General features: G+C 68.2%; 4 protein-coding genes. 3 read left to right on the top strand and 1 reads right to left on the bottom strand.

Annotated features, from left to right (window positions below; genetic code table 11):
* Positions 1-38: 38 nt before the first annotated feature.
* Complete coding sequence (locus ACI2K4_RS33470; protein ID WP_404517179.1) at positions 39-536, bottom strand: MSMEG_6728 family protein; 498 nt, start codon at positions 534-536, stop codon at positions 39-41.
* Positions 537-666: 130 nt separating this feature from the next.
* Between ACI2K4_RS33470 and ACI2K4_RS33465 the strand changes: the two genes are divergently transcribed.
* The 3 genes from ACI2K4_RS33465 to ACI2K4_RS33455 form a co-directional block, all read left to right on the top strand.
* Positions 667-2,469, top strand: coding sequence for an NAD-binding protein (locus ACI2K4_RS33465; RefSeq protein WP_404517178.1), 1,803 nt, complete (start codon positions 667-669; stop codon positions 2,467-2,469).
* A 155-nt stretch (positions 2,470-2,624) separates the two neighbouring features.
* On the top strand, positions 2,625-3,152 hold the full coding sequence (locus ACI2K4_RS33460; RefSeq protein WP_404517176.1) for a hypothetical protein: 528 nt from the start codon (positions 2,625-2,627) through the stop codon (positions 3,150-3,152).
* A gap of 121 nt (positions 3,153-3,273) precedes the next feature.
* Positions 3,274-13,307, top strand: a 10,034-nt coding sequence (locus ACI2K4_RS33455) for a LamG-like jellyroll fold domain-containing protein (protein ID WP_404517174.1), incomplete at its 3' end; no start/stop codon positions are given.

Here is a 13,307-nt window from a genome sequence, read left to right as displayed (position 1 = left end):
CCCCTTCTTATCGTTTTTTGTATAGGAAGGGGCCCTTCCTAACCAGGCGGGGGCGAGGGTGGGCGGCAGGTGGGCGGGCGGTCCGAGGGGGGCCAGACGTACGGCAGGTCGGGCGGCAGGTCGCCGAAGAACGGGCGGTAGAAGTCCGGGTCCTTGCGCAACAGCGACACCCGGTGGCTCAGGTGCAGGTCCTCGCGCCCGAGCCAGGGCGGCAGCTCACCGGCCTCGGCGAGTTCGGGCTGACTGCGTACGCGTTCGATGTTGCAGGCGGCGGCGAGGTCGACGACCAGGGTGACCGCGACGGTGTCACCCCGGCCGGTGGCGGTCCAGACCTCGCAGACGTCGAGCCCGTACCGGACCAGCGCCTCCTCGTAACCGGCCCACATCTTGACCGCGGGGTGGTGCCGCCAGCCGTACCGGGGCCAGGTCAGCCCGCGCAGCACCTGGAGCGCCTCCACCCGCTGCTTGCCCAGCCGCCGGGCGTCCAGCACCCTCGCGGTGTCCCCGAAATCCGGGTACGGGAGGAAGGTCTGCACCCGAGAGCACTACCCGGGACCACCGGGCACATGCGCGCCGCAACCTGTTCTCCCTCCCCGCCCCGGGCAGGGGCACTCGGTGGATCATGAGAGGGCAGCGACCGGTGATCGGGGTGACTACGATCCGGGCATGGCGGATCCGTGGCGCAACCGAGCCCGGCGCGCGGTCGAGACCCGGCTCCGCGACGGACTCCGGACCGGTGAGAACCGTCCCCACTACGTGGTCTGTGGCCAGAACGACCTGGTGGTCCACCTGGTCAACGCGCTGCTGGCCGAATCCGTACGGGTAACCGTGATCATCCCGCCGCGTCGCGCGCCGGACGGTGCCGACGTCCGCGCGATCCGGGGCGTACGCGTGCTCGTCGCCGAACGGCTCGACGAGGAGACCTTCCGATCGGCCGGACTGGCCGGCGCGTACGGGCTCGCCCTGATGCACCAGGACGACGTCGGCAACATCCACGCGGCGCTCTGCGCCCAGGCGGTCGAACCGCAGTTGCGACTGGTGCTACGAATGTTCAACACCGGACTCGGCAACAGCGTACGGCCGCTCTTCGCCGACTGCGCGGTCCTTTCCGACGCCTCGATGGCCGCACCGACCTTCGTCGCGGCGGCACTCGGCGAGCCGACGCCGACGCACTTCCGGTTCCGCGCCCGTACCCTCGTCGTCGCCCGCCGCAAGGAGGTCCGCCCCGAGCACGTCGTCTGTGGGCTGGCCGACACCAGCGACCCCGGCCACCTGCGCCTGCTGCCTCCGGACAAGGCGCAGGCGGACCTGGTGCTCGCCGAGGCGAGCGGTCAGCCACCCGGCACCGAGGTCGCCGCCCGTCGGATCATCCGCGCCCGACGCCGGCAGCGACGCCCGAGCGCGGTGCTGTGGCGGGCCGTACGCTCCTTCGCCACTCGCAAGATCGGCATCGCCACCCTCGCCGTGCTCGCCGTCATCGTCGTCTTCGGTGCGCTGCTCGCCCACCCCGAGGAGGGCATCTCGGTCTGGCAGGCGGTCTACGTCGCCATGGTGACGACGATCAGTGGCGCCGACCCGGACCCGGGCAAGGCCGCGCCCGAGCAGGTCATGCAGGTGGTGCTGAACCTGGCCGGGCTGGCGCTGATCCCGCTGATCACCGCCGCCGTGGTCGACGGCATGGTGAACGCCCGACTGGCCCTGGACGACGGCCGGCTGCGCAGCCCGCGCGAGGGGCACGTGGTCGTGATCGGGCTCGGCAACGTCGGCACCCGGGTCATGGGTCAGTTGAACGACCTCGGCATCGAGGTCGTCGTGATCGACAAGGATCCGGACGCGCGCGGTGCCGCGCTCGCCCGCCGGCTGCACGTCCCGCTCATCGTCGGTGACGGCGCCCGGGAGGAGATCCTGGAGGCCGCGTCGGTGGCCACCTGCCAGGCCCTGGTGGTCGTCTCCACCGACGACGTGACCAACCTCCAGGCGGCCCTGAACGGTCGCGCGATCAACAACGATCTCCGGGTGGTGCTGCGCCTCTCCGACGGCGACTTCGCCGACCGGATCCAGAAGGCGTTCAACATGAACATCTCCCGGAGCGTGTCGTACCTGGCGGCGCCGTCGTTCGCCGCCGCGCTGCTCAACCGCGAGGTGATCGCCACCATCCCGATCGACCGGCACGCACTGCTGGTCGCCGAGGTGCTGGTCGCGACCGGATCACCGCTGGTCGGTCGCGCGCTCGCCGACATCGACCAGACAACCGGCGTACGGGTGATCGGGCTGACCCCGGCCGGGCAGGTGATGCTCGACTGGTCTCCGCCACACGAGCAGCGGCTCGGCCCCGGTGACCGGCTCGTGGTGGTGGTCCGGCGGGCCGCGCTCAGCGCCCTGCTCAAGCAGGCCGGTCCACCGATCGACGACCCGGAGCCACCGACGCTGCCAAGCCAGTCACGCTTCCCGACCGCCGGTCCCGGCTGATCGGACCCGTGCCGGTCCGGGCTGGGGGCACTCGGCGGCGAGTGACAAACGACCGTTCACGCGGCCGTCGAACTCCGGGTATGGTCCTCGCCGTGCTGGGTGGCGGATTGGGGCGTCAGGTGCGGTCGCGTGCGCAGGCTGGTCGGCGTTCGAGCGTGCTGGAACGACGAATGCGGTTCGTGATCGGTGGCGGACGCCGGCTCTGGTGGACGCTCGCCGCCGCTGTCGCCCTGGTGACCGGAATCGTGCTCTGGGTCGCGTGGCCGTCGCCGCCGGAGCCACTGGCCCGGCAGTACGGCGAGGCGACCGCGTGCCTGCTCACCGACGAACACGGCGTGACCGGGACCGAGGCGGCCGCAGTCTGGGCCGGCATGCGCGAGGCGTCCGAGGCGACCCTGACCAAGGTGCAGTACCTCGAGGTGGACGGCCCGCAGACGGCTGAGAACGCGAAGACATACCTGGCGAGCCTGGTGCAGGCTCGATGCGACCTGGTGCTCGCCGTCGGCCCCGGCCCGTTGTCGGCAGTGGACAGCGAGGCAAAGCGCTTCCCGACCGCCCGGTTTGCGCTGGTAGGCGGCGGGGTGGTGGCCCAAAATGTGTCCCTTGTGGAGGGACAGACGGCGGAAGCCGTGCAGGCGAACGTGCGTGCCCTCGTTTCCACGGTCAAATCCGCCGCTCAGTAGCTCTGTCTTCGCTCTGCGTCGAGATTTTCCTTGACGCGACGATCTTCGGTGCCGCAGACTCCCGCTGTTCGTTTCACAGCGGGGGAGGAGACGGCCGATGCGCCGTTCGGGTAGTCGTGTCTTGACACGGGTCACCTTGCTCGTCGCGATCGTCTTCGGACTCACCGTGGCACTGCCACCGGGAGCGGTCCGGCCCGACGGTGACTTTCCGCTGACCTGGCTTGCCTGGCTCACCCAACGACCCGCCTGGTCGGCCTCGTTGGCGGAGCGGGCACTGGCCGGACTCCCGGCCCAGCGACGGGGGCCCGAGGATGTGCCTACGGGTCAGGTTTCCGCCGCTTCGACCGACGCGCGCGGCGGCGCGGGCAGGGCGCCGACACCGGCCCCCGGAACGCTGTCGCCCTATCAGCCGTACGAGCCGCCGAGCACGTCGACGACCACCGGCACCAGCGGCTTCGACGCGCAGAAGAGCCAGCGGGTGGCGGCGAAGTCGAGTGCCAACGAAGACCTCTTCTCGAACCCCGACGGGTCGATGACCAGACGCGTCTACTCGGGCCAGGTCAATTTCCGTGCCGACGACGGCACCTGGCAGCCCATCGACACGACACTTGAGGAGCGGGCGGACGGCCGCCTGCACACCCGTGCCAACTCGGTACGGGTCTCCGTCGCCAACGGTGCGAGCGAGAATGAGCGCTCCCGCGCGCTCGACCGGGCCGACGCTGCCGAAACCGAACCGGTGACCACGACCTCCACCGACCTCGCGACGATGACGCTGCCGACCGGCGAGGTGTTCGGATACGGCCTTGCCGGCGGGGCGGAGGTGACCCCGGTGGTGAACGGTGCCGTCGCTACCTATCCGGACATCCTGCCGATGACCGATGTCGAGCTGCACGCCACGGACAATGGTTTGAAGGAGACCCTCGTCCTCCGGTCGCCGACGGCGGCATCGTCCTGGGTTTTCCCGCTCCGGCTGAACGGGCTGACACCCCAGATCCTGGAAAGCGGCGTCGTCGAGTTGCGGAACGCGCGAGACGAGAGCGTCGTCTGGATTCCGCGCGGCTTCATGGAGGACTCAAGGATCGATCCGCAGTCCGGCTCCCCGATCCAGTCACCGGACGTCACGTACGAGCTGGCGACGGTGGATGGCCAGCCCGCCCTGCGGGTCAGCGCCAGCGAGGCGTGGTTGCACGACCCGGCCCGGGTCTATCCGATCCGGGTGGACCCGACCGCCGTGACCGGAACCACCGGAGACGTCTTCGCCGACAACGACTCCTCCACGAAGAACACGAACGGCGATTCACTGGCGATTGGCACCTACAACAGCGGCACGGTCAAGGCCCGATCGTTCATCTCGTTCGACGAGTTCGACGACAACGGTTTCAATGGGCTGCGGTTCACCGGCGCGCGGCTGAAGCTCTTCCTGAGTTGGACCTATGACTGTTCCTCGCACTATTCGTTCGACGTCCGGCGCATCCTGAGTTCGTGGCGGGTGGTCGATCTGGCCGACGGCGGATGGCCTGGTCCTGACGTCTCGGCTCCGATCGGTTCGCTGACCGTCACCGACAATTATCCGGCGTGCCAGAACGACGAAGGCAACCGGGGCGTCGGCAAGTGGGTCGGTGTTCCGCTCAACGTAGCCACGTTCGACGACTGGTCCACCGGTGGCTGGAACGCCGGCCTGGCGGTCACCACCTCCGAAACCGAGTCGAGGGCGTGGAAGCAGTTCACTTCGGCCAACTACGCGGGAGCGGTGCTCAAGCCGTACCTGGAGCTGGACTACGCCGCCAACGTCGCACCGCAGGTCAACGTCCGGTATCCGCAGAACAACGCGGTCGTGTCGACGCTCACTCCTGAGCTGCTCGCCAAGGGACACGACCCGGACAACTGGCCGGCCAAGGGGCTCACCTACAACTTCGTCGTGGGCGATGCGGCAACCGGAGCGGTGGTCGCCAACTCGGGCTGGACCACCGCCGCCTGGACCGTTCCGGCGGGCAAACTGGCCTGGAACAAGCGCTACCTGTACACGGTCCAAACGTTCGACAAGGCGGGTTACAGCGCGATCGCGCCACCGTACGCATTCGCCACCTCGGTGCCGCAACCGCAGCTCACCGCGAACCTCGCACAGAACTCGGGCCGGGGCTACGACCCCAGCATCGGCAACTACACCACCACGGCGACCGACGCCAGCATCGCGACGGTTGGCCCGGCGCTGAACATCACCCGCAGCTACAACAGCATCGACACGCGCCGGGCGAGCGCCTTCGGTTCCGGCTGGTCGAGCGTGCTGGACGTACGCGCCACGCAGGTCAAGGACGTCAACGGCGCGGTCGAGACCGTTCTCGTCACGTATCCGACGGGGCAGGACGTGGCCTTTGGCCGTAACGCGGACGGCAGCTTCACCCCGCCGTCCGGTCGGTTCTCCGTGCTCAAGGAAACCAAGAGCGCCAGTGGTGCGCTCACCGGTTACACGCTGACGGACAAGGACGCCTCGGTCTACACCTTCGCCCAGCCGGCCGAGCCGGGTGTGTTCAAGGTGAGCAGTATCGCCGATGCGAACGGCCGCCGGCTGTCGATCGAATACGACACCTCCGCGCGGGCGACCCGCATGATCTCCGCCTCTGGTCGATTCCTCTCGTTTCTCTGGAACACGCCACCGGGATCGACCTACCCGCACGTGACCCAGGTCGCCACCAGCCCCGTCGTTCCGGACGACTGGAACACGACTGACAACTGGGACTACGGCTACGGCGCGAACGACCAACTCGAGAAGGTCTGCGCCCCGCCGGACTGGAGTCGGTGCACCACGTACCAGCAGGAAACCACCTCCCAGTACGCCAACACGGTGCTCGACGCCGACCCCTACTCGTACTGGCCATTGAACGAGGCGAGCGGCGCGACGGTCGCGTCGAGCCGGGTGCTGGCCAACACGGGAGTCGACAACGCTCGCTACAACGACGTGACGCTCGGGCAGCCGGCCGCTCGGCCGGGCTCGACCGCCACCACCGCCGGGTTCAACGGCACCTCGTCGTACGTCCAGCTACCGGGCAACCTGGTCAGCGACGGCCAGTACCAGTCGATCAGCATGTGGTTCAAGACCAGTAGCGCCAACGGGGTGCTGTTCAGCTACAGCGCCGACCCGGTCAGCAAGGGGACAACCGGCGGCAACTACTCCCCGGCGCTCTACATCGGCGGCGATGGCAAGCTACGTGGTGAGTTCTGGCAGGGTGCGACCACCCCGATCAACTCCAACGTCGTGGTCAACGACGGCGCCTGGCACCACGTCGTCCTTGCCGGAGCCGGCGACACCCAGACGCTGTACCTGGACGGACTGGCCCGTGGCACCCTCGCGGGAACCATCGCCATCGCCGCTACCGGTGGCGCCAACAACGTGCACGTCGGAGCCGGGTTCATAGGTGGAACCTGGCCCGGCCACGCGAAGACCGGCGCGGCCGTGTCGTCCACCTACTTCGACGGTTCGATCTCCGATGTAGCGATCTTCAATCAGGCGCTCACCGCGTCGGCGGTCTCGTCGCTGCACCTGGCCGGCACCCGGGTGCATCCCGTGTTGTCGCGGGTGACCCGGCCCAGCGGCCGAATCACCGCCGGGATCGAGTACGACAAGGTGACCGGTCGGGTGGCGTCGGTCACCGACGAGAACGGCGGCGTCTGGTCGATGGGCACGCCGACGGTCTCCGGCAGCAGCGACGTGTACGCCGCAGCAGTGCTGGGCAGCAAGCCAACCGACTACTGGCGGCTCAGCGAGACCGACGCCACCGAGGCGGTCAACGAGGTCCAGGGCGGGGTCGCCACCTACAACTCCGTAACCCTCAACGCGGACGGCCCGTTCTCGGACAGCCGAGCGGCATCCTTCAACGGCACCTCGTCGCACTTGCGGCTGCCGGAAAATCTGCCCAACGGCTCCAGTTCCATCGAGATGTGGTTCTCCACGACTCAAGCGGGCTCGGTGCTCGCCTCCTCGCAGACATCGGCGCTCGGCGGGGTTGAATGTCCGTGCCTGCCCACGCTCTGGATCACCTCCGATGGCAGACTGCGGGCGCTGGCCCCGTCCAGCACACCGACCGGACCGATCCAGGCCGGACGACAGGGCATGTGCCTCGACGACTTCAATGCCAGCACGGCGGATCGCAATCCGATCGTGGTCCATGCCTGCAACGGAGGCAGCGCCCAGAACTGGTCTTACTTTCCGGACCGGACGCTCCGAGCCATGGGCAAATGCCTCGACGTGTTCAACGCCGCCACGGCCGACCTGAGCAAGGTCGTGCTGCACGGCTGCCACGGCGGCGCGAACCAGCAGTGGGAGCCGTACAACGGCGGTCTGCGCAATCCGGTGTCGGGCAAATGCCTGGACAACTACCTCAACTCGAACGTCAACGGCTCCCAGGTTGTAATCAACACCTGTAACGGGACGCCCGCACAGCAGTGGATCCAGTCGCTGAGCTCAGGCACGGCGGTGACCGATGGCAAGTGGCACCACGCGGTGCTGGTCACGACTGCCAACACCCAGGCGCTCTACCTGGACGGGGCGGTCATCAGCGGCAACGGTGGTCCGGAGCCGCTGACACCGGTCGCCCAGCCTTTCGCGTACGCCGGAGCGGGTGCCACCGGAACGGGACTCTCGGGGCTTCTTCCGAACACGACCGCATACCTCAACGGTCGGATGGCCGAACTTGCCTACTATCCGACGACACTGAGCACGCCGCAGGTCGCGGCGCATTTCGAGGCGTCGAAGCAGACCACCCCGGTGGCAATCACCCTGGTGTCGGGGGCGACCAGCACCATGGCGATGCCGGTCTCGACCGTGGCGGTCACCGGACCGACGGGTGAGCAGACCTCCTACAGCTACGACCTGGTCAACGGAAACAGGATCGTCGCCCAGACCGACGGTCTCGGCAACACCACCAAGTTCGGGTACGACGTCGGTGGCTTCAGCAGCCTGGTCTACGACCCGCGTGGCGTCTGGACCCAGGAACTCCAGGACGTACGCGGCAACACCAAACAGAAGATCACCTGCCAGGACCAGGAGACGAACAAGTGTTCGTCGATCTACTACACCTATTTCCCCGACGCCACGAGCACCAACCTGCCCCCGGACGGCCGTAACGACCTGTTGCTGGAGACCCGCGACGGCCGGTCCGCGTCGGCGACGGACAACACCTACCTGACCAAGTTCGGGTACGACGCCAGGGGCAACCAGACCACCATCACCGACCCGCTCGGTCGGGTCACCGCGACCACGTACACCGACGGTGCGACCGTGCCCGGATTCGACGGTGGCTTCCCGCCCGCCGGACTGCCGACCACGGTCACCACACCGGGCGGGGCGAAGCAGACGGTCCGTTACTACGCCAGTGGTGACGTGGCCGAGGTGGTCGACCCGGTCGGCAAGATCACTCGATTCACGTACGACGGCATCGGTCGCAAGCTCAGCGAGAGCGAGATCACCGACTCCTACCCGTCCGGGCTCACCACCACCTACAGCTACGACCGACAGGGTCGGATGGTCTCCCAGACCGACCCGGCGGTGACCAACCGGGTCACCGGGGCGGTGCACACCCCGAAGACCACCACCGAGTACGACCCGGACGGCAACATTCTCTCCGAGACGACCGCCGATCTCACCGGCGGCGACGCGTCGCGGACCGAGACCCACGTCTTCAACGGCTACGGCCAAGAGGCCGCCACCACCAACACCGGTGGCGCCACCACCAGCTTCGAGTACGACTCGCACGGCAACCTGGTCAAGGAGATCGAACCCGACGGCGGGGTCACCGCCAACGCCTACGACGTCAACGGCAACCTGCTCACCACCACCGTGCTCGGTTTCACCGACGATCCGAACAACCCCAGCCCGGCAAGGGACCTGGTCACGGTTGCCAAACGGTACGACCCGGCGGGCCGCCTCGCGACCGAGACCGACGCGATGGGGTGGACCACGTCGTACACGTACACCGACAACGGGCTGGCGGTGAAGACCGCCCGTACGGACGGCACCAGCACGTTCGTGGTCGAGGAGAACTCCTACGACGCGGCCGGCAACGTGGTCAAGCAGGTGGCGAACAACGGTGTGACCACGACGACCTCGGTCTACGACGCCGCCAGCCGGCAAATCTCGTCCACCGCCGATCCGGGCGGGGTCAACCGCACCACGACCCTTACCTACGACCGCGACGACAACGTCGTCACGACCGTCGAGTCCGATCCGAACGGCGTGGTGGCTCGGTCCGAGGCGCTGTACGACCGCAACGGCAACGCGGTCGCCGAAACCACCTACCCCTCGACGACACCGACCCCGGTCGGCCGGTGGAACCTCGACGAGACCACCGGTACAACCGCCGCTGACGCGAGCGGCAACAGCAGGCTCAGCTCGGCCGGAGCCGTCCACTGGTCGACCGAACGCGGCGGCTCGGCCACGTTCGACACCACCGACGCACCACTTGTCTCCGACGGCCCGCTGCTGGACACCCGCCGCAGCTACACCGTTTCGAGCTGGGTCAAGCTCGACACCGCCACCTGGAACCGCAACATGCTCGGCCAGGACGGGGACCGTGCGAGCGCCTTCCTGCTCGGCTACCAGATGAGTTCCAACAAGTGGTCGTTCTACACGGCAGACAGTGACACGGACTTCTTTCCCGGGACTGGCTCGTTCTCGACCACCCAGGCGTCGCTCGGAGTCTGGACCCATCTGACCGGCGTCTACGACGCCAACTCCGGCACCCGGAGTCTCTACGTCAACGGCCGGCTCGAAGGAACGGCAACCGCGCCGCCCGTCTCCTGGTCCGCGAAGGGCCCGCTGACCATCGGCCAGATCAAGTACAACGGCGGTCCCTCCGACCAGTGGGATGGCTCGATCGACGACGTGCAGGTCTACCAACAGGCGCTGACCTCCGCCGAGGTGGCGCAGGTGTACGGCGGCACCCTGCCGGCGGCAGGCAGCCACGTCGTGCGTACCTCGGTACAACTCGACCGGAACGGCCACACCAAGGCCAGCACCGACCCGAACGGCAACACCACCCGCTACTCGTACGACGAGGCCGACCGGCTGTCGAAGACCACCGCCCCGGCGGCGATGGCGGAGTCGGCCACCCAGGGCGCGGCGCTCGCGAACGCGGTCTCCTGGGCCGGCTACAACACCTTCGGTGAGCAAACCGACAGCAGGGACCCGAACGGAAACTGGTCGGTCACCGGCTACGACAGGGGCGGACGGCTGGTCTCGCAGAGATCGCCGAGCTACACCGCTCCTGGCTCGTCCACCCCGATGGTCGCCGAGACCATCACCGAGTACGACGCCCTCGGCCAGGTCACCAAGACGACCGACCCGCTCGGCAACAGCACCGAATACGAGTACGACCAGTTGGGGCGTACCTCGAAGGTGATCGCGCCGAACGACGGTGTCTCCACCTTCACCTACGACCTGCTGGGCGACCGGCTCTCCCAGACCGACCCGTCCGGCGCGGTCAGCGCCTCCACCTACGACTACCTAGGTCGGCAGCTCACCTCGACCGAGGTGGTCCGCCAGGACGGCCAGAGTTACACCACCAGCTACAGCTACGCGGCCGGCGGCTGGCTCGCCGAGGTCAAGAGCCCGTCGACGGTGACCTCGATGACGACGTACAACGCGCTCGGCGAGACGTCGACGGTGAAGGACGGGGCGAACAACGTCACCCGCTACACCTACGACGGTGCCGGCCGGTTGACCCGGACCACGCTGCCGGACCAGACGTACACCACCACCAGCTACGACCTGGCTGGGCGGGCGACCGCCACCGGGTCGTACAGCGCGACCGGGACGCTGCTGTCGTCCGAGTCGAGCGGCTATGACCGGGCCGGCAACGTGGTCGCGACCAAGGACGGACGGGGTACGACCACCACGTTCGAGTACGACGCGACCGGCATGCTGACCCGGCAACTGCAACCGATCTCCCCGTCGGACTCGATCCAGACCACGTTCGGTTACGACCTGGCCGGAAACCGGACCCGGTTCACCGACGGGCGAGGCGGCTCGTTCCTCACCACGTACAACAGTTGGGGCCTGCCGGAGTCGCAGATCGAGCCGTCGACCACGGCGCATCCGGCACCGGCGGACCGGACCTTCACCATCACCTACGACAAGGCCGGGCGACCGGTCTCCCAGGTGATGCCCGGCGGCGTCTCGCTGACCAGCACCTATGACGCTTTGGGGCAGGTGAGACGGCAGGTCGGCGCGGGTGCCGAGGCGGCTGCGGCGGACCGTGTCTTCGACTACGACATCGCCGGGCGGATGACCTCGTTCTCCGGTCCGGGAGGAGCGAACACCCTCAGCTACGACGACCGGGACCTGCCACGGACGATCAACGGTCCGATGGGCAACTCGACCTTCGATTACAACCCGGACGGTCAGCTCGCCTCCCGAGTCGACGCCGCCGGCAGCACCTCGTACGGCTACGACGGCGCCGGCCGGCTGGCCACGGTCGCGAACCCCGCGGCCGGGGTGCAGCTGACCAACGCGTACAACACGCTGTCCCAGATCTCGAAGATCACCTACGGGGGCACCGGCAACAGTCGCGAGTTCGCCTACGACGGGCTGCACCGGCAGACCGCGGACGAGCTGAAAACCGCCACCGGTACGTCGATCGCGAAGGTCACGTACGGCTGGGACGGCAACGACAACATCGTGTCGAAGTCGACGGTCGGCTTCGGGACGACGACGGCGAACAGCTACGGCTACGACCTGGCCGACCGGCTGACCTCCTGGAACAACGGCGCCACGATCACCTCGTACGCCTACGACAAGTCCGGCAACCGGGTGCAGAACGGCAGCAAGCTGTTCACGTACGACCAGCGGAACCGGCTGTTGACGGCGGACGGGGCAAGTTACGCGTACACCGCCCGGGGCACGCTCGCCTCGGCCGGCGGGGTGACCACCCAGACCGACGCGTTCGGCCAGGTACGTACCCAGGGCTCGGCGACCGGCTCACAGACGTACGACTACGACGCGCTCGGTCGGGCGGTCCGGCCCGGATTCGCGTACGCCGGGCTCGGCAACGACCTGGCCTCGGACGGCACGACCACGTTTACCCGTGACCCGTTCGGCGGGGTGTTGGGCGCGGCGGCGGGCGGCAGCCAGCGGTTGACCTGGACCGACCTGCACACGGACGTGGTCGGCCAGTTCACCGCCACCGCCACCGCGCTGACCGGCTCGACGACCTACGACCCGTTGGGCAAGGTGCTCGCCCAGGCGGGGCTGCTCGGCAGCCTCGGCTACCAGTCCGAGTGGACCGACACCGCGACCAGCCGGGTCAACATGCACGCGCGTTGGTACAACACGGAGACCGGCCAGTTCGACACCCGGGACACCGCCTCGAACTCGCCGGTACCCGACTCGATCAATGCCAACCGCTACCAGTACGGCGACGCGAACCCGATGACCGTCACCGACCCGACCGGCCACTGGGGCAACCCGTTCAAGTCGCTCGCTAAGAAGGCGGTGAGCACGGTTTCGTCGGCCGTCTCGCGAGCGACGACGTACGTGTACACCGCGGCCAAGGCGGTCGCCGCACCCGTGATCGCTGCGGCGAAGACGATCGGGAATGCGACTCTCTCCCTGGCGAAGAAAGCGGTGGGGATCGCCAAGAAGGGGTACACCGCGACGAAAAACCTGAAGAACAAGGTCGTCAAGGCTGTCAGCAAAAAAATCGACCAGGGCCGCAAGTACGTAGCAAAGAAGGTCTCGCAGGCGAAGACGGCGGTCAAGAAGACCGCCACCGCCGCCAAACAGCTCGGCAAACAGGTCGTGGCCAAGGCCGCGCGGCCGTTGGTGGCTTCGGCGAGTGCGTTGAAGGACTCGTACGCGGCGGTGAGCAAGTGGGCATCGGCGAACAAGGACACGTTGCTGGAGTTCGCCGCGATCGGCGGGGCGATCCTCGCCGGCATGGCCTGTACGGCGGTGACCGCGGGTGTGGGTGCGGTCGCCTGCATGGTCGGCGCCGGAGCGTTGATCAACCTGGCCAAGGACGCGGCACAGGGTGACATCCATTCGATGGGCGATGCCCTCGGCTCGCTCGGTACGGGTGCGTTGTCGGGTCTGGCCGGTGGTGTCGGTGGGGCGTTGGCCGGTAAGGCCGCTGCGGCGGTGGGTGGGCGGCTCGGTTCCGGTCT

The sequence above is a fragment of the Micromonospora sp. NPDC050397 genome (assembly GCF_044901685.1).
GTDB lineage: Bacteria > Actinomycetota > Actinomycetes > Mycobacteriales > Micromonosporaceae > Micromonospora_G.
Note: the sequence above shows the minus strand (reverse complement) of the source record. Positions and strands in the feature narration are given on the sequence as shown.